The organism is Algibacter sp. TI.3.09, assembly GCF_038154905.1.
In the GTDB taxonomy this organism is placed as follows: Bacteria; Bacteroidota; Bacteroidia; order Flavobacteriales; family Flavobacteriaceae; genus Algibacter.
The window spans coordinates 1000951-1022251 of sequence record NZ_JBAKAN010000001.1; the positions used below are offsets into that span (position 1 = coordinate 1000951).

A 21301-nucleotide genomic window follows, 5' to 3' on the forward strand; every position below is an offset into this window, starting at 1 on the left:
TTAATTAAGCTTAATAATTTTTTGTTTAGAATTTATAACCAACACCAAGTTGGATGTTTCTGTTTTTAGCACCAATACCTAAGTGCTCATCAAATATATTAGAGAAACCGTAAGTATATCTAATATCTGCAAAAAGCATTAAGTTAATTTTATACTCTACAGAAGCCACTCCAGAATATGCGAAATTGCGAATACCATCTTCGTACTTATGGACTTTTAATCCCACTTGCGGCCCAAGACCTGCGTGAAACTTTTCGCTTATTCTGTAACGCAATAAAACAGGCATTTGTAAATAATCTAGATTAATTACTTCTTCCTTTGCCCCTTCCGCAGAAAATTGAAATTCTGGCATTAATGACAATGTTTTATTTAGGCTAATGGTTGCAAAAGCTCCGAAATAAATACTATTTCTATGTTTATTTTCTATTGAATATGGTTCGTCGAAATCTAAATTAGAAATATTATAACCACCGCGAACTCCGTATTTTATATCTTGTGAAAAACCATAAAAAGACAGGCTTAGTAAAAGAGTAAAGAGTAATATTTTTTTCATAACAAATAGGTTTGGGTTTGTAATTTATACCACAATATGTGTGCGAATATATATTATAAAATTAAAAGCATACAATTAATGTAGGTAAAGTGCAAGATTTTACTGTGTATTACTCGAAACCGTATCATAGTAAATACTTTTTATGATTCCATCGGCTAATCCAATTTTAGGAACATAAATATTTTTGGCTCCACTCCACTTCATGGCAGACATGTATATACGCATAGCAGGTATAATTACATCGGCTCTATCCTGATTTAAATCTAACTCCGTAATACGTTCCTCGTAAGAGTAACTTTGAAGTGTGTTGTAATAAGAAGTCATGTAAAAGTACGTTAGCGGTTTCCCCATTGCCTTACCAGAAATCTTGAAAATTTTATTAATATTTCCACCAGAACCTATAACTTCAATTTTATCATAAACTTTGGTGTTATCACCAATCCAGGTTTGTAACTCTTGCCAGGTTTCCTTTCTAACCATATCGTTAAGCAACCTTACTGTACCAATTTTAAACGATCTAGAAATTACTTGTTTTCCATGATCTATTACAGTAAACTCAGTACTACCACCACCTACATCTACATATAAGTATATTTTGTTTGGCTCTATAAATTTATTTAAATCTGTTGCAGCAATAATAGCAGCTTCTTCTTCACCATCAATAACATCGATTTTTATCCCAGCGTGTTTTAAAACAGCTTCTACCACTTTAGCACCATTATCAGATTCTCGCATTGCAGACGTTGCACAGGCTTTATATTTAACTACTTTATGAGATTTCATAAGTAATTTAAAAGCCAACATAGTATCTAAAATACGTGCTGTATTTTCTTTAGAAATTTTGTTTTTAATAAATACATCGGCTCCCAAACGAATAGGCACACGAACCAACGAGTTTTTTTTAAACTGAACAGGCCTGCCCTTTTGCTCAATAATATTTGATATAAGTAACCTGACTGCGTTGGAACCAATATCTATGGCCGCATATTTTTTTATTGAAAGCATATTACTTTTCTAATTTTTTAAGATAATAATCGTAAACCACAAACTGAGATCTCAATGGCTCTTCATCATTTACTTTATATTGATTTTCTTGTGAATCGTTCAATATTCTCGCTTTCACGTTATCGTTCCAACTGATATCGAAGGTTTCTATTATTTCCTTTTTAACATCTTCATCATAAATAGGACAACTTACTTCTACCCTATTTTCTATGTTTCTACTCATCCAATCGGCAGAAGAAATATAGATCTTCATATCACCATCATTTCCGAACATATATACTCTAGAATGTTCTAAAAATTTATCGACAACACTTATCACTTCAATATTTTCGCTCATGCCTTTAATTCCAGGGATTAACGAACATATGCCACGAACAATCATTTGAACTTTTACACCACCACGACTCGCCTCATACAATTTATCAATCATAGTATAACTCGATACACTATTCATTTTTAAACGTATTAAACCTTCTTTACCATTTTTTACATTTTCTATCTCTTTATCAATTAATTTGAAAATAGATTTTTGCGTATAATGTGGTGAAACTATTAAATGTTTATAGCTGTAGATTTTATAATTCGCTTGGAAGAAACTAAATATTTTATTAACGTCTTTTAAAATACGTTGGTCTGCTGTAAACAGTGTGTAATCGGTATAAATTTTGGCAGTAGACTCATTAAAATTCCCTGTACTTATAAAACCGTAACGCTTAAGTTTTTTCCCTTCTTCGCGCTCTACAATACACATTTTACTGTGTACCTTAAGCCCTGCTACACCAAATATAAGGTTAATGCCTTCGCTCTGCATTTGCTCGGCGTAATCTATATTGGCTTGCTCATCAAATCTAGCACGTAACTCAATAGAAACTGTTACCGCTTTTCCGTTAATGGCTGCATTAATAAGTGAACTCGCAATATGAGAAATTTCAGCTAAACGATAAATCGTGATTTTTATAGTTTTCACTTGTGGGTCTAATGCTGCTTCTCGCAAGAACTTAACAACATAAGAAAATGTTTGATAAGGCGCATAAAGCAAATAATCCTTTTTAGTAATCGCTTGAAAAATACTCTCTTGAAAAGTAAGTCCTTTAATTGGTAAAGGCTCTATTTTATCATAAAGTAAATCTTGTCGGCCTAAACTCGGGAAGCCCATGTAATCTCTACGGTTATGGTAACGCCCACCAGGAATTATACTATCGGTATCATCAATGCCCATTTTAGACATTAAATACTGTAATGTTTCTTTATGTATAGTTTTATCGTAAACAAAGCGGACAGGCTCGCCAACTTGTCTGTGCTTTACACTATCGGATATTTTTTCAATAAAACTTTTACTTAAATCACTATCAAAATCTAGCTCACCATCTCTAGTGATTTTAATCATATGAGCCGAAATAGTCTTATAATCAAAAATGTTAAAAATGTCTCTTAAGCAATAGCGTAATAAATCGTCAATCAATATAATATAACTTTTATTACCTTGTTTCGGTAACTCTACAAAACGATCTATAGATTTTGGTATTTCAATTAAAGCAAATTGCTTGTGATCGCCAGCCATAAGCATACGCACAGCCAAATATGCAGCACTATCTTTTAAGTTTGGCAGTACTACCAAATCGTTAAGTATAATGGTGACCAAAGCAGGACTTACTGTTTTAATAAAGTAATTCCTTATAAATTCATGCTGAGATTCATCTATTTGAGTTTCGTTTATAATGTAAATATCTTCTTTTTCTAGTTTACATTTAACATCATTTAAAATGTCTAAACTTTCACTCTGTTGCTTAATTACAATTTGTGTAATTATATCTAATAATTCCTTGGCTTTTATACCACCTAACTCGTTTTTACCACCTTTACCAGCTTCTACAATTCGTTTAACGGTAGCGTAACGCACTTTAAAAAATTCATCTAAATTATTAGAAAAAATACCTAAAAAACGAAGTCGTTCTATTAAAGGTACATTGTTACAAGTGGCTTCTTGCAGTACACGTGCATTAAATTGCAACCAACTTATTTCTCTATTTATATAACTATTATTATGGACGGGTTCAGTTTTTATCATTGTACTTTTAATTGAAACATGTAAAAAACAAATATATTCTATTTACATGTAAAAAAACAGCAATTTAGGGTTATCAAATATTTAATTTTAGAGGAATATAATTAATTTTTATCCATTGACAAATACCTTTTATCGAAGAATTCGAAAAAACAAAACCTTAAAAAACTTTAACTCTCTTATTTTAAGTCTTTTGGAAATATTGTAGTGACAGTTTCCCCATTTTCAATAGCTTCCCAGTTATCAACATTAAAATCTATAATAACCAAACCACAGGTAGGAACATTGTCAATAAACTTGCTTCCAAAGGAATTTACAAAATCTGTAATAGCATGATTATGACCAAAAACCATAAGCGTATTTACAGATTGTGGACAAGATTTGATAACACGCGTTAACATTTCGCCTGAAAAGTCATACGCTTCATGGTTATACTGTACGATTTCCGAAGAAATTTTAAGTTCAGAAATAAAAATATCTGCTGTAGTTTTTGCTCTTGTAGCATCACTAGAAATCACTAAATCGGGCATTAAAATAAAATCTTTGAAGTGACTAGAAACAAGACTTGCATCTTCTAATCCGCGTTCATTTAATGGTCGTTCGTGATCTATTACATTATGTTTCCATGAAGATTTAGCATGGCGGACTAGTATTAATTTTTTCATTTTTATCGATAAAGCACTAAATTTCATCGACATATAGTTTTTTGACTCGATGAAATTCAATTTATTTGCACATAAATTTATTAAAAAAATTGAGTTGCTCAGAATTTCTCTCAAATATATTTATTTGAAGCAAGGGCAATCGTTCAAAATATACTAATAACCGATTAAGTGAAAGCAAAGAACCTTACAACGACTTTATTAGTGATTTACCATTTATATTTGATTAACATGCTTTCAATGCTTTCTTTTGATGAACCTATAAAATATAAAAAATTATGATCCCAAATCTAATTTTAAACCTAATATCTGTATTGTTTTGCAGTGCTTTGGCATTTTGTTTCTTCCCTAAGAAGACTTTGAACATATTATTTGACATACACAAATAGTGCATACCTGAGACTTATTTGAACTTGAATGTGCCCTAAAGTGTTATTATATATTAAAAATTGACTGAATGATTATGAAAAACAACTTATCTAACCTACTTAAAAGTATCGCACTGTTTTGTGCTGTAGTACTTTTATCTAATCACGAAAGTAACGCACAAGAACATGGAATTTATGAGTTAAACGCTTCTAGCCAATTTTCTAGAGCCACAGCAAGTAAATCGAAAACTTCAGATACTAGAACTGAATTTTATAATCTTTCTCAAAAACTTTATCCAACAGCTTATCTAGCTAACAATAAATTAAAGAACACATACGGTGATGGTGACGTAGTAAAACTCACCCTTGATGATGTTGCTTCTTTAAACTTAGTGAAACAAGATACAGGAAATTACGAAAATGTTGAATTAATTACAATTACCTTAAACAGTATTGCTGATTTAATTACGCCTATTAATTTATCTAGTGAATCTGGATTATCAAAATTAAAGTACCTATATATTAGATGCCATTTTGATTGTAATAACGAACAAATTAAAGGTTTTGTAAAAAACATATCGAACAGCAATGTACGTGTGTTTTATACTTCAGTTAGGCCTTCATAACATAATATTTCGATTTTAATAAAAATTAAGAAATGAAAAAATTCTACACTAAACAATTTTCAGTATTTAACACATCACTTAGTTTGATGTGTTTTACTGTTTTGCTTCTCTTATCTGTTTTTAACGGTTATAGCCAAGTAGTTGAATTTACTCCGAGAGTAAGTTCTTTTAATATAAAGGGTGATTTTTCCATGATTGGAAATACCAACCTTACTCTTACCGATTACGATGAAACCTCTAGTAATGGTGAAGACATGAGATATGTGGATATCGATGGTGATTCTAGAACCTTCAACTCATCGTCTTCCGTTTTAGAATTTTCAACAGAAAATGGAGCACTTCCAGAATGTTCTAATATTATCTATGCCGGACTTTATTGGACCGGTAGAGCTAGTCTTGACGGACCAGATGCAAACGAAGATGGAGATGGAAACCCTAATACATTTAATGCAACTAAGGGTACTGAAACGAAAAGCCTTGATAAAACTAAAGTACTATTTAAAGGTCCTGGTTTTGATTACGAAGAGATTACAGCGACAGGTATTGAATTCCCAGACGATGAATCGAACAATATGTATGCTGCTTTTGCTGATGTTACTCAATTAGTAATTGATAATGCTGGTGCTGGAGTATATACCGTTGGAGATATTGCAACTATAGAAGGTAACGGTTACCCTACTGGTTATTCTGGTGGTTGGGGTTTAGTTGTTGTTTACGATAACTACAAAATGAAATGGCGTGATATCACTATTTTCGATGGCTTTGCCTATGTGAGTTCTGGTGGTGGTGATGAATTTATTGATGTAAGCGGGTTTAAAGCCGTTCAAACAGGTGATGTAAATATTAAGCTAGGTGTAATGGCTGGTGAAGGTGATGTTGGAATTGGTGGAGATAGACTTGCCATGATTATTCCTGATACTGATGATGTTGAAGGCATACCTGCTACTTTTCTAAACAATTCTTATCGCGATTTAGTACACCCTGGTAATACTGTGGGGAACTTCTTTAACTCTTCAATATACACACATAATGGAGCTTCAGGAAAACGAACTCCAGATCTAAAAAATAATACAGGTGTTGATATTGCAATGTTCAATATTGAAAACTCAGATAAGTCCTTAATTGATAACAACCAAGATTATACTCGATTTAAATATAACTCTACACAAGATACTTATATTATTTTCAACGCTACTTTTGCTGTAGATGCTTATATTCCAGAGCCAGAAGGTGTTATAACTGCTACAAGCGTCAGTGGAACTGCTCCTACAAGTTTGGAACCTACTGACAGTGCTGAATATATTATTGAGATAACAAATAGAGGAACTGAAGCAACAAACAATACCGTTGTTACAATACCACTGCCTGATTCGGTAAATCCTGATAATTTAAATATAAACATAAAAAGTAGTATTGTTCCTGCTCCAACTTCTAAAATAGATCCTACCATTGGAACCAATGGAGCTATTGTATGGGAAATTGGCACGCTACCGGTAGTAACAAATTCAGATACGGTATTAGCAAGTATAAGCTTCTCTTTAACAGTAACCACAGATTGTGATTTTTACCAAGATGGTGAAGATAAATCTGTAGCTGTAAACGGAAAAATTAGTGGTGTAGGTGCTATTTCTGGAGCACCATTCGATCTTACTTTAATTCAAGGTTACGAAATGTCTGGTAATTGTATTGGAGCAAGTATACCAGCACCAATAACTATACCTATCAATTATAAAAGTTATGTAGACTCACCTCCTACCGGAGATGCGCCAGAAGATTTAATGATTAATTGTGGCGAGGTTGTACCTGTTGCAGATACCGCTTTAGTAACTAACTTACAAGATAATTCAGGTGAAACACCTACAGTTGCTTTTGTTGGAGATGTATCAAACAATGCAACACCAGAGGTTATTACAAGAACATATAGTATTACCGATGATTGTGATAATATTACCAACGTAACACAACAGATAACAAGAATGCCATCGCCTCCTCCAACGGCGGTTTGTAAAGATATAGACGTCATATTAGATGCTGCTGGAAATGCAACTATAACTGCAGATCAAATAAACGACAGCTCTTCTGCTTGTAATGGAGAGGTTACATTATCCGCTTCACAAACTGAATTCACTTGTAGTAATGTTGGTGTAAACACCGTTACACTTACCGTAACAGATGAAAGTGGACAAACAGCAACCTGTGATGCAACGGTAACTGTTATTGATGACATCAATCCCGAAGCACTTTGCCAATCTGCTACAATTTATTTAGACGCAGCGGGCTTAGCAACATTAGATCCAAGTGATGTAGACAATGGTTCTAACGATATCTGTGGAATTAAATCTTTAGAAGTTGATAAAGAATCTTTTTCTTGTGCAGACTTAGGATCAAACACCGTAACACTTACAGTAACGGATAATAATGATAATGTTTCTACTTGTACTGCAGAAGTTACTGTTGTAGATAATATTCCTCCAACAGCTATTTGTGCTAATATAACGATTGAGCTAGATGCTAGTGGTAATGGAAGTATTACTGCTGCCGATATTGATAATGGTTCTAGTGATAATTGTTCAACAATTACACTTTCTGCTTCTAAAACAACTTTTACTTGTGCTGATTTAGGTGTAAACTCAATAACACTAACTGTTACAGATGCTAATAGTTTAGAAACTACATGTACTGCTGAAGTTACTGTTGTTGATAGTATTGCTCCTGAAGCTATATGTTTTAATGAAATAGATGTTGCTATTGATAGTTCTGGTAATGCCTCAATTACTGTAGCAGATATAAATAATGGATCGACCGATAATTGTTCTATCGATAGTATCACGATAGATAAAACAGATTTTGATTGTAGTAATCGTGGAGCAAATACCGTAACCTTAACAGTTACTGATATCTCAGGAAACATTGATACCTGTACTACTACAGTTAATATTATAGATAGTCAAGGACCTGATGTTGCATGTAAAAGTATAACTGTTGAATTAGATGCAAATGGTGTAGCTACTATTGTGCCGGGAGATGTGGATGATGGTTCTAGTGATTGTAGTGGACTAAGCTCTACAACATTATCGCAAACAACATTCGACTGTTCTAATTTAGGTGCTAACAATGTTACCTTAACTGTTACTGATAATGGTGGCAACGTAGAAAGTTGTATTGCTGTTGTAACTGTTGTAGATAATGTTAAACCTACTGTTATTTGTCAGAATATTGTAGCGCAATTAGATGCTACAGGAAATGTAACAATTAATGCTACTGATGTTGATAATGGCTCGAATGACGCTTGTGGAATAGACACACTTACTTTAGATGTTACAGATTTTACTTGTGATAATATTGGTGCAAATACAGTAACATTAACCGCTACAGATGTAAACGGAAATTCAGAAACTTGTACTGCAACTGTTACGGTTGAAGATAATGTTGCTCCTACCGCTCTATGCCAAGCCATAACGGTTCAATTAGACGCTACAGGTAATGCAACCATTACTCCAAGCCAAATAGATAATGGTTCTACAGACTCATGTGGAATTGATACGCTTACTCTTGACATTACAACTTTCGATTGTTCAAATATAGGTGACAATACTGTAGAATTAACAATAACCGATATAAACGGAAATGCTTCTTCTTGTACTACAACAGTAACAATAGAAGATAATGTAGCTCCTACAGTTCTTTGCCAAGCCATAACAGTTCAATTAGATGCTGCTGGTAATGCAAGTATTACTCCAGAACAAATAGATAATGGTTCTACAGATTCATGTGGAATTGATACCCGTACTCTTGATATTACAACTTTCGATTGTTCAAATATAGGTGACAATACTGTAGAATTAACAGTAACCGATATCAACGGAAACGCTTCTTCTTGTACTACAACAGTAACCGTAGAAGATAATGTAGCTCCTGTTGCAATTTGCCAACCTTTTACAGCACAATTAGATGCTTCAGGTAGTGTTACCATTACTCCAGACGACGTTAATAATACTTCAACTGATGCTTGTGGTATTCAATCGCTTTCATTAGATAAAACAACTTTCGACTGTACTAGTATTGGAGACAACACTGTGGAATTAACAGTAACAGATAGCAACGGAAATACATCTACTTGTACAACAACAGTAACCATTGAAGATAATATAGCGCCAGTAGTGTTATGTAAAGATGCTACGGTTCAATTATCTGGAGAAGGTTTTATTACTATTTCTCCAGCTGATATTGATAATGGATCTTACGATTCATGTAGTACTGTAACAATGACTGTCTCTCCAAGTATTTTAGAATGTTCTAATGTTGGTGAGAATACAGTAACTTTAACTGTAAAGGATTTAAACGGAAACGAAGAGAAGTGTACTGCGACAGTAACTGTGGAAGATATTACACCGCCAACTGTTTTATGCCAAGCTATAACGGTTCAATTAGACGGTGATGGTAATGCAAGTATTACTCCAGAGCAAATAGATAATGGTTCTACAGATTCATGTGGAATTGATACACGTAATCTTGATATTACAACTTTCGATTGTTCAACCATAGGTGACAATACAGTAGAATTAACAGTAACCGACATAAATGGTAATAGCGCAACTTGTACAACAATAGTAACTGTTGAAGATAACATTGCTCCAACTGTTATTTGTCAAGATATCGTTGTTCAATTAAATAGTTCAGGAATTGCAACTATTACTGCTGAAGATGTAGATAACGGATCTAATGATGCTTGTGGTATTCAAAGTACTAGTTTAGATATAACAACTTTCGACTGTTCTGACGTTGGAGTAAATACAGTAACACTAAAAGCTGTTGATGCAAATGGTAACGAATCGACTTGTGATGCTTTAGTAACTGTTGAAGATAATGTAGCTCCAGTTATTGCTTGTAAAAATATTACAATCCGTTTAGATGAAACAGGATCTGTATCTATCGAGCCAAGTGATATTGATGATGGTTCTTCAGATTGTAGTAGTGAAGTAACACTTGAGGCTTCTCAAACCATATTCGATTGTACCAACATTGGCGCAAACACTGTTACATTAAAAGTTACAGATGCTTATGGAAACTCGGGTACATGTGATGCACTTGTTACAGTACTAGATATTGTACCTCCAACAGCTATCTGTCAAGCCATAACGGTTCAGTTAGATGCCGATGGAAATGCAACCATAACACCTGAACAAATTGATAACGGATCTAATGATGCTTGTGGTATTCAAAGTACTAGTTTAGATATAACAACTTTCGACTGTTCAAATATTGGAGATAACACTGTAGAACTTACGGTTACAGATAACAACAACAATGTTTCTACATGTTCTGCTATTGTAACTGTTGAAGATACCACTGCTCCTGAAGCGATTTGTAAAGACATTACTATTCAATTAAATAGTGCTGGAAATGCTGATATTCTTGCTAGTGATATAGATGGAGGTTCTACCGATAATTGTGGTATTCCTGTGCTAAGCGCATCTCAACTTAACTTTACTTGTGCAGATGTTGGCCCTAACACGGTTACACTTACCGTAAAAGATTCTAGCGGTAACGAAGATACTTGTACCGCTACAGTAACTGTTGAAGACACTATTGACCCAACAGTTGTATGTAAAAACATAACAATACAATTAGATAATACAGGCACAGCTTCAATTTTACCAGAAGATATTGATAATGGTTCTGCGGATTGTAGTGGAGAAGTTTCTCTTTCTGTTTCTCAAACAACATTCGATTGTACTAACATTGGCGAAAACACAGTAACACTTACTGTTACCGATATAAATGGAAATGATAGTTTTTGTAATGCTATTGTTACTGTTGAAGATATTACACCTCCAACAGCAATATGCCAAGCTATTACAGTTCAATTAGATGCTGACGGAAACGCAACAATAACTACTGACCAAATTGATAATGGTTCAAATGATGCTTGTGGTATTCTAAGTACTAGTTTAGATATAACAACTTTCGACTGTTCAAATATTGGAGACAACACGGTAGAACTTACGGTTACAGATAACAACAACAATGTTTCTACATGTTCTGCTATTGTAACTGTTGAAGATAACATTGCACCAGAAGCTATATGCCAAAGCATTACAGTGCAATTAGATTCTAACGGTACTGCTACTATTGTGGCCGACGATATAGATAATGGTTCTAAAGATAACTGTGGAACAGTAACACTTGTTGCTTCTCAAACCATTTTTACATGTACAGATGTTGGAGATAACAGCATTACATTAGAAGTAACAGATGCTAATAACAATGTTAGTACTTGTACTGCCATTGTAACGGTAGAAGACAATCTTCCGCCAACAATTTTATGTCAAGATATCACGGTTCAATTAGATAGCGATGGTTTAGCTACTATAGTGGCCTCAGATATCGATGGTGGATCTACAGATGCTTGCGGAACAGTTTCATTAACAGCTTCACAAACTAGTTTCGATTGTTCTAACGTTGGAGATGTTATTGTTACATTAACTGCAACTGATATAAATGGAAACTCAAGTACTTGCGATGCTACAGTAACTGTTGAAGATAATATTGCTCCTACTATCACTTGCCCTGCCGATGTTGTTATAACAGCCGATGTTGGTCAATGTACTGCAACTAATGTAGATTTAGGTCTTACAACAACAAGCGATAATTGTGAAGTAGCCTCTATTACAAATAATGCTTTAGAGCCATTTGTTTTAGGTGAAACTATTGTAACATGGACAGTAACTGATACATCAGGAAACGAAACGACTTGCGAACAAAAAGTAACTGTAACAGATGGTAATTTACCAGAAGTTGTTTGTCCTGCAGATGTTTCAGTATTTGTAGATGCAGATTCTTGCAACGCAACAAATGTAGAATTAGGCACTTTAGATATTCAAGATTGTACAAGCGTTATTACAGTAAACGATGCGCCGGAAGCTTTTCCTATTGGAGATACGCTAGTAACTTGGACGGTAACAGATTCTGAAGGTAATATTAGCAACTGTACACAAACAGTAACGGTTGTAGATAATATTCCACCAACTTTTGTTGAAGAATTACCAGCAGAAACAATCACAATAGAATGTAACGTAGTTCCTTCTCCTGAAACATTTACAGGAGCTGATAATTGCGCTACACCAGTTGTTACTTTTAATGAAGAACGCACAGACGGATCTTGTACAAACAACTATACTCTAGTTAGAACCTGGACGGTAACAGATGCTGCTAACCTTATAACTAGCTTTACACAAACTATAACGGTACAAGATACCACTGCTCCAACATTTGTTGGCGATTTACCAAGTCCTAATTTAGTAGCTGAATGTGACGCGGTTCCTACGGCAGAAATATTAACTGCTGAAGATTCTTGTGGAACAGCAACAGTTACTGTACAAGATATCATTACAAATGGTGATTGTGCTTCTAATTATACTATTGCAAGAGTTTGGACTGCGGAAGATGAATGTGAAAACAAAGCATCTTACACGCAAATAATTTCAGTTCGCGATACTACGCCTCCTGTTTTCGATGCGCCTTTACCTGCTGAAACATTAGAAGTGGAATGTGATGCCATTCCTGATGCTGAAGTTTTAACTGCAACTGATAATTGTGGTAATGCTGCTGTAGAAGTTAACGATGTAAGAACAGACGGCGATTGTCCTTCTAATTATATCATAACAAGAACATGGACAGCAACAGACGATTGTGATCTTGTAACAGAACATACGCAAATAATTACTGTTATCGATACTACAGCGCCAACACCTACTACTACTTTCGATGCGATACTAGATGTAAGTTGTACAGATATTCCAGAAGTACCAACAGTTGAGTTTACAGACAATTGTTCGGATAATGTTACTATTGAATACAGCGAAACGAATTCATTTGATAAAACGGTTTTAGTAAATTACCAAATTGTAAGATCTTGGAAAGTTACTGATTCTTGTGATAATAGTGAAACTTACACACAAACATTAAACGTTGCTTTAGATGAAATTTATAGCGATATCGTTGCACCAGACTGGTGTTACAAAGAAGGTGTTTTAGATTTAAATGAATTTATTGATCCTGCCTTAGATACCGATGGTACTTGGGAGTTATTAGAAGGTGATTTAAGAGCTACTTTAACGAATAACTTATTCGATCCTTCTACTCTAGAGCTTAGCGCAGATTTCTTACCTAATGATGGTGGAATTGATTATGTGTTTAGATACTCTACAACAAACAGTGGTTGTATCAGCATTACAGAAATTACCATGAATATCCATGCGGATTGTGATGTATTACCTTGTGGTGAAAATGATATTGCAATTTCTACTGCTATTACACCAAACGGAGATGGTATAAACGATACGTTTGATATCTCAGGAATAGATTTATGTGGCTTTGTTGCTAGCGTAAAAATATTCAACCGTTGGGGAGCAATAGTTTATGAGTCTTCTAACTACACTTTAGGTAGTATGTCTACTTCTGGTAGCGAAGGCGATTGGGATGGTTACTCTCCTACTTCTGCAATAGGAAACAATGGAAAATTACCTAACGGAACATATTATTATATTATTCATTTACAAGATAGTGGATTAGCACCTTTAACTGGCCCAATATATTTAGGAACCAAATAAAATATTAACCTATGAAATTTTTAAAACAAAACATAATAGCTATTGCATTGTTTAGCTGTACAGTTGGAATTGCGCAACAACTACCGCAATTTACCCAGTACATGTACAATACAATCTCTATAAACCCGGCTTATGCTGGTAGTAGAGAAGCATTAAGCATTGTTGGATTGCACAGAAGCCAATGGGTTGGTTTTAAAGGCGGACCAATTACACAAACTTTATCAATACACACACCGTTAAGAAACGATCGTATTGGTTTAGGTTTATCTTTTATTGAAGACGATTTAGGGCCCCAGAACTTTTCATATTTATATGCTGATTTCTCTTACTCAATTCCAACAGGTAAAAACGGTAAATTGGCATTCGGATTAAAAGGTGGTTTTACACAATTTAGTTTTGATACTGATTTTAGATTAGAAAGTTCTAACCTTTCAGATCCCTTAATTTTTGGAGCTGAAGACCGTTGGACACCAAATATTGGAGCTGGTGTATACTGGAGTACAGATCGTATTTACGCAGGTTTATCTGCACCTAGAATCTTAAATAATGACATTAACAACAAAAATGACTTCGAAGCCTTAGAGCGTGTAAGTTATTACTTTACTGTTGGTGGTGTTTTAGATATTAGTCAAGATTTTAAATTCAAACCAGCAGCATTAATTAAAGCAACTAATGGCGCTCCGGTATCATACGATTTAACTGCTAATTTCCTTTACAAAGAAAAAATATGGTTAGGCGGATCTTATAGAATAAACGAACAAACAGCTGCTATTGGTGGTATTGTAGATTTTCAAGTATCTAGACAATTACGTTTAGGTTATGCTTACGAAAAACCAATTTCAGAAATTGCCGATTACACAACAGGAACACATGAAGTTCTTTTAATTTATGAATTCAAATTCTTGAGTTCTAAATTAAAATCTCCTCGTTATTTCTAAAAAACTTTACTATGTCTGCCAAATGGCATAATAGAAATTTTTCAACGCAATCGGCTTAACTAACAAACTAAAAAGAAATAAAACCCTATATATGAAACTAAAAAATTACATATTAGTTTGTATAGCCTTAATATTAAGTATTAATGGTTTTGCTCAACAAGGAAAACAAAAAAGAGCAGACACCCTTTTTAATAAATTTTCGTTCGTTAAGGCTTCTAAAGTATACAGAGAACTTATTCAAAATAACTATAATAGAGATTACGCTACTAGGCAATTAGCAGATTGCTATGCCCTACTTCGTGATCCTAGAAATGCATCTAGATATTACAAAAGTGTTGTAAAACAGGATAATGTTCCTGTAGAATATTATTATAAATACGCACAATCTTTACGTGGTATGAAAAAATATGACGATTCTCGCGAATGGTTGCAAACCTTTAAAGATTCTGGTGGTGTTATAAATTCTAACGATTTTTCTAAAGACTTAAATTTTATAACAAGTGTTTTCAATTCACAACAACAATACTTTTTAGATAAGGTTAGATTCAATTCTAAGTATAGTGATTTCGGTGCTTTTGAAAAAGGCGGACAAGTTTATTTCGCTTCCGCAAGAGATGAAGGTGTGGCCGTAAAAAGAGTTTACGGATGGAACGAGCAACCATTTTTAGATATCTATGTCGCTCAAGCAGGAACAAGACGTAATGTAAACCATACAGCCAAACTTAAGGGGGATGTAAATTCCATTTATCATGATGGTCCTGTGGTGATTACTAAAGATGGAAAGACCATGTACTTTTCTAGAAACAACTATAAAGATCAAGTTGAAGAAAAAGACGCAAAGGGTTTAACCAACATGAAAATATATAGAGCTAAACTACGTGATAGTCTTTGGACAGACGTTGAAGATTTATCTATCAATAATGCCGATTATTCAACACAACACCCCGCTTTAAATAATGATGATACAAAATTATATTTTGCATCAGATAGACCAGGAGGTTTTGGCGGTTCGGATATTTACGTTGTAGATATAAATGCTGATGGCACTTTAGGTGAACCCGAAAATGTTGGCCCAGTAATTAATACAGATCAGGCCGATGGTTTTCCATTTATTAATAATGAAGGAACCTTATTCTTCTCTTCTGGAGGACATGTAGGTTTAGGTTTGTTAGATATTTTTGCCACCATTAGAGGTGAAGATGATCAAGCAGACGAAGTTGTAGATGTTATCAATTTAGGCGTTCCAATTAACTCGAATAAGGATGATTTTTCTTTTAGCATGAATCCCAACGGTATTACGGGCTATTTCGCTTCTAATCGTGTTGGCGGTCGTGGTGACGATGATATTTATGCTTACCACAGAAAACCTGTTCTACATGTAGAAGGTGTGGTTAGCGACGCTATTAACTCTAAACCAATTCCAAATTCGGTTATTCAACTTATAAACTCAAAAGGAGAAAAAGTAGCTTACATGACTACAGATAAAAATGGTTTCTATCAAATAAATATAGACAGAAATCAAGATTATAAAATTATTGCAAGTCAGAAAAAATACATCGACGATTACAGAACATTTACATCTAAACACCTGCAAACCGAGTTAACCTCAATTACAGCCAATTTACTTTTAAACCCTGTACCAGATGTTATAAAGCTAGCGGAATTAAACACCATTTATTTCGATTTCAACAAGCATAACATTCGTCCGGATGCGGCTTTAGAATTAGATAAAATTGTAGATTTAATGTTGAATGTTTATCCAGAAATGGTAATTAGAATTGAATCGCATACCGATTCTAGAGGGCTACTATCTTACAATGATAAACTATCTATAGATAGAGCAAATTCAACTTACGAGTATATAATCTCTAAAGGAGTAAACCCTGAAAGAATTACAGAACATGAAGGATTTGGTGAGCGTAGATTAACAAATGGTTGTGAAGATGGGCAAAATTGTGAGGAAAAAGACCACCAGTTAAACAGACGTACACAGTTTATAGTAATAAAAATGGAATAATAAAGACATGTAATCGCATGTGTTTTATAATACCTAAAACCTACTTATATTTTTTTAATTAAATATAGACCCATGAAATTAAAAAACTACTGCTTAACAAGTATGTTCTTACTTGTTTCCATAACAGTGTTCGCACAATATGGCATGCAAAAAAAAGCAGATAAGCTATTCAATACATTTGCTTTTGCCGATGCAACAGAGGTATATACTAGGTTAATTGATAAAGATTTTAATACCGATTATGCCACTAGGCAATTGGCCGATACTTATGCTTTTATGAGAAACCCAGACAGTGCTGTGGTGTATTATCAAAAAGCTGTAGAACAAGCAAATGTGCCTATAGAATACTATTATAATTATGCACAAGCTTTAAGAGGTGTAAAAGATTATAAAGGGTATCGCCAATGGATGCGTGAGTATAAAGATAAAGGTGGTATTATTAATGAAGCTCAATTAGCTAGCGATAAAGACTTCTTAAAATCTGTAGTAAACGCTAAGCAAAGTTATTTTTTAACCGATGTAAAGTTTAATTCAGAATTTAGCGATTTTGGAGCCGTTGAACATAATGGTAATATTTATTTCACATCTGCTAGAGATAAAGGCGCATTAACAAAACACGTTTACGGTTGGAATAAAGAACCGTTTTTAGATATTTATGTTACCGAAAAAGGGACTAACGATTCTTTAGTAAATCATAAATCAAAACTAAAAGGTGATATTAATTCTGTTTTTCACGATGGACCTATTACAATTACCAAAGACGGAAAAACCATTTATTTTTCTAGAAATGATTTCAATAAAAATGTCTTAGGTAAAAACACAGAAGGCATTACCAATTTAAAAATATACCGTGCCACGCTTACAGATGGAAAATGGAAAAACTTAGAAGAATTATCTTTTAGCGACAGCTCCTACTCTACTGGTCATCCAGCGTTAAATAGCGACGAAACAAAATTATATTTCGCATCAGATAGACCTGGTGGATTTGGCGGGTCGGATATTTATTACGCAAATATTAATGCCGACGGCAGCTTAGGAGAACCTATAAATGCAGGTGAAATTGTAAACACCAATAAAAACGAAAAATTTCCTTTTGTAAATAGCGAAGATGTATTATTCTTTTCTTCCGATGGACATCAAGGTTTAGGCTTAATGGATGTTTTTGCAACCGTTTACAGTAAAGACAAAACCATTACAAACGTTGCTAACTTAGGCGTTCCTGTAAATTCTAGTAAAGATGATTTTTCATTCTTTTTAAATGAAGATGGACTTTCTGGTTACTTTGCATCAAACCGTGAAGGCGGTGTAGGAAGCGATGATATTTATGCATTCGATAAAACACCTCAATTAAAAATAGCCGGTAAATTAACCGATTCTGAAACCAATCTTCCTATAGAAAATGCAACCATAACTTTGTTGGATACTGATGGAAACACTATTGCTTTTGTTGAAACCGATAGCGATGGCAATTACGATATCAATATTGATAGAGATACCGATTACAAACTTCAAGTAAATAAAGACGGATATATTGAAGACTCTCGAGATACAACTTCTAAAAATGTAGACAAGAATGTATCAACTATTACCGAAGATTTTGTTCTTAATAAAATACAGGAACCAAAACCAACTGTGGAGCCTTATCCAATTGTGGAGTTAGCTCCTATTTACTTCGATTTCGATAAATCAACTATTAGAGATCAAGATACTGATGAGCTAAATAGAATTGTAGATTTAATGCTTAACACGTATCCAGAAATGGCAATCGAAATTGAATCGCATACAGATTCTAGAGGACCTGCGGAATACAACAAAAGGCTCTCTGTTAAACGCGCAAAATCTACTTACAATTATCTTGTAGAACATGGAGTGAATAAAGAAAGAATTCTGTCCTTTAAAGGTTTGGGAGAAGAACAACTTGTAAACCAATGTGATGGTAGCATTAAATGCTCTAATGCTCAACACGAACTAAACAGACGTACACAGTTTATTGTTTCTAAAATAAAATAATTTGGCATTTTAAATGCCCTTTTAAAAAAGCACCAATATGTTATTCATTTTGGTGCTTTTCTTTATTTTCTGTAAATAAAATTTTACATTCTAAAATATCAATAGATACAATTATTAAAGCCTTTACTTCATTATCTTTGTATATATCACAGCTTAAATAATAGATTTAAAATTTCTTTAACAGCAAAAAAAGTTTATTTTAAAGCCTTATTTTAATAAGTATCAACTCATGTTAATAAAGTCTTCTATGCATACATCTAAATACCTTCTTATTATTTTTACAGCTTTACTCTTTACAAGCTGTAACAACGAAACTAAAATGAGTTCGGTAAGCACCGAAAATTGGTCGAAACGTAAAGTATCTAAAACGCTTACAGATTCCTTAGAATACGGAAAGTCTTACTTGTCTACCTATTCTCAAATTTTTAGTATGTCTGAGCATAAAACACACAATTTAACCACTATGGTTAGTTTAAGAAACACAAGCGATGTAGATACCATTTATGTGCTAAGTGCTAAGTATTTTGATACACACGGTAAACATGTGCGCCCTTACATTGGTCATGCTATCTTTTTAGCACCTATGGAAACCTGCGAAATTATTATTGATGAAATTGATAACTCTGGAGGTACCGGTTCTAATTTTGTATTTGAATGGAAAACACCGAAAGATTGCCCAGAACCTTTATTCGAAGCAATTATGAATTCTACTGTAGGCCAACAAGGCTTATCTTTTGCAACGCAAGCAAGAAGGATTAAATAATACGAGGAACATTCATTGAAATATAAGCTTATCCTTAAGTTGTATACAATTTGAGAAAAACCCGAACTGAAATTAAAAAATGAATAAAGTTGACAAAACTGGAATATCATTAATAGTACTTGGATTTTTAATTCCATTTTTTATTTATTTTGGTTTCATTATCGGACTTCCTATTTATATAATTGGAATTATTACCCTTCTATTTGGAAATTTAAAGACTAAACAAAAATTACTTTGGATTTTAATACCAGCAGTTTTATTTTATCCAGTAATGAAGGGATACTCTGCTATTTCATTTTATTACGCTGATATTCAAAAAGTAGATTTAATACTTCCATTTGGCTTTAAAGGAACTGCAATAATTGTTGATAATGCTGATTTTGGACAAACATTTGAGAAAAAGGATAGACGAGAACAAATAATATTTGAGGAAAACGGAATTGCTTTTTATCCAACTGAATTGGAATTACAAAGCTCTCGATTTAGAGTCTTTCTTAAACAAAAAAATGGAGAATTAAAAAGAGTTTTATTGAGTTCTGAAAGTTCTGAAAAGACAACACTTTTAGCTTATGGAGAAAGTAGTTTTGAAAAAACCATCGAATCAGAAAAAAAATATATTCCTTACGACTTTGTGAAAATTGGAGAGAATTTAACAGAACAAAGTAATTCGGAAAAAAGGAGCGAATTAATTGAATTAATAAAAAAAGGAGAAATAAAAACTGTGTACAACACCATGTATAATTAATCGCTGGTTATAGCCTACCCGCGAACATTCCTACAAAATATTCTATCTGTGATTTATTTGCTAACTTACCTCTTTAAATCACGCAACTAACTATACATAATCACGTTGCCAAATATAAATAAGGCTTAGTGTAAAGGATATCCCTTATCATACATTAAGTACTGATAAATATTTTACTTAAAACTTTCACCCTAAAGTAGCTTGTGCTTTTCTACCATCTCCTAGTATACCTTTGTCGGACCATGTAGTGTTTTGATTAGTAACCCAACGTATATTATTTGTAACTTTGCTTACCCAAACGAATTGAAATGCACTTGATTACTTCTAAGCGGTGCAGTACGAGTTTGAGATAAATGATAATTTGAAATTTAAATAATGGCAATAATATACTGTACCCAAAAATTTGAAACTGTAGTTGGTAAATCACGTATAGCTAAATCGGATAAATCTTCTCCTCTTGGTAACTGGAACGCTAATGTGTTTACGGTTAGCAGGAAAAACTGTGTAATACTAATGAATGATGTTTCTTATTATTCTGTACTTTTAATTGATTTCAAAAAAATTGATTTAATGAATTTTCATGAAGTATTTGCTGAGCGCTTTTTTAAGCAATTAGAAAATGATGAGATAAGCTTTCCATCTAAATTTACAGACAAAATCACGACAGAGTTACAGCCAATTTTTTTAACTACCAATAATAATAGAAAGGTATTGGGCGCTATACAGGATGCCACCCTTGATATGAAGAGATATATTACCGAAGACTATAGTGACAATATTGATGATATAGACGTGGACGAATTGAATTCCAATATTAATGAAAAGATTTTAAGCGTTCTTGGTAAAAAGAAACGTGGTTATGGGTATCCTAATGATGCAATACAGGATTTGTTGAATAAGTTTTGTGCGTAGCAGATTGGTATTGAGTTTTAAATCT

At 33.5% G+C, this 21301-nt stretch carries 12 protein-coding genes; 8 read left to right on the plus strand and 4 right to left on the minus strand.

The window, feature by feature from the left end:
• Window positions 1-25 precede the first annotated feature (25 nt).
• The 4 genes from V6246_RS03970 to V6246_RS03985 all read right to left on the minus strand — a co-directional run bounded on the left by V6246_RS03970 (window position 26) and on the right by V6246_RS03985 (window position 4288).
• A complete protein-coding gene (locus V6246_RS03970; RefSeq protein ID WP_341559055.1) occupies window positions 26-553 on the minus strand; it encodes a porin family protein in 528 nt (175 codons plus the stop codon).
• 99 nt (window positions 554-652) lie between these two features.
• Window positions 653-1558: a Ppx/GppA phosphatase family protein gene (locus tag V6246_RS03975; RefSeq protein WP_341559056.1), complete on the minus strand. Its 906-nt coding sequence runs from the start codon at window positions 1556-1558 to the stop codon at window positions 653-655.
• 1 nt (window position 1559) lies between these two features.
• The gene (gene ppk1, locus V6246_RS03980; RefSeq protein WP_159020489.1) at window positions 1560-3626 is read right to left on the minus strand and encodes a polyphosphate kinase 1; all 2067 of its coding nucleotides are present in this window, start codon (window positions 3624-3626) and stop codon (window positions 1560-1562) included.
• 176 nt (window positions 3627-3802) lie between these two features.
• Window positions 3803-4288 (minus strand): SixA phosphatase family protein, encoded by a 486-nt coding sequence (locus V6246_RS03985; RefSeq protein WP_341559057.1) that lies wholly within the window; start codon window positions 4286-4288, stop codon window positions 3803-3805.
• 460 nt (window positions 4289-4748) lie between these two features.
• On the opposite strand from V6246_RS03985, the gene V6246_RS03990 reads away from it, so the two are divergent.
• From V6246_RS03990 to V6246_RS04025, 8 genes are all read left to right on the plus strand, one after another.
• Window positions 4749-5279: a hypothetical protein gene (locus V6246_RS03990; RefSeq protein ID WP_341559058.1), complete on the plus strand. Its 531-nt coding sequence runs from the start codon at window positions 4749-4751 to the stop codon at window positions 5277-5279.
• Between the two features lie 32 nt (window positions 5280-5311).
• The gene (locus tag V6246_RS03995) at window positions 5312-13891 is read left to right on the plus strand and encodes an HYR domain-containing protein (protein ID WP_341559059.1); all 8580 of its coding nucleotides are present in this window, start codon (window positions 5312-5314) and stop codon (window positions 13889-13891) included.
• A gap of 11 nt (window positions 13892-13902) precedes the next feature.
• The gene (locus V6246_RS04000; RefSeq protein ID WP_341559060.1) at window positions 13903-14829 is read left to right on the plus strand and encodes a PorP/SprF family type IX secretion system membrane protein; all 927 of its coding nucleotides are present in this window, start codon (window positions 13903-13905) and stop codon (window positions 14827-14829) included.
• Window positions 14830-14920: 91 nt separating this feature from the next.
• Complete coding sequence (locus tag V6246_RS04005) at window positions 14921-16846, plus strand: OmpA family protein (RefSeq protein WP_341559061.1); 1926 nt, start codon at window positions 14921-14923, stop codon at window positions 16844-16846.
• 72 nt (window positions 16847-16918) lie between these two features.
• Complete coding sequence (locus V6246_RS04010; RefSeq protein ID WP_341559062.1) at window positions 16919-18856, plus strand: OmpA family protein; 1938 nt, start codon at window positions 16919-16921, stop codon at window positions 18854-18856.
• Window positions 18857-19103: 247 nt separating this feature from the next.
• A complete protein-coding gene (locus tag V6246_RS04015) occupies window positions 19104-19619 on the plus strand; it encodes a DUF3124 domain-containing protein (protein WP_341559063.1) in 516 nt (171 codons plus the stop codon).
• Window positions 19620-19698: 79 nt separating this feature from the next.
• Window positions 19699-20364, plus strand: coding sequence for a hypothetical protein (locus V6246_RS04020; RefSeq protein WP_341559064.1), 666 nt, complete (start codon window positions 19699-19701; stop codon window positions 20362-20364).
• A 375-nt stretch (window positions 20365-20739) separates the two neighbouring features.
• Window positions 20740-21276 carry a DUF6933 domain-containing protein gene (locus V6246_RS04025; protein WP_341559065.1) on the plus strand — a complete coding sequence of 179 codons (537 nt, stop codon included), beginning with the start codon at window positions 20740-20742 and terminating at the stop codon, window positions 21274-21276.
• The last annotated feature ends 25 nt before the right edge of the window (window positions 21277-21301 follow it).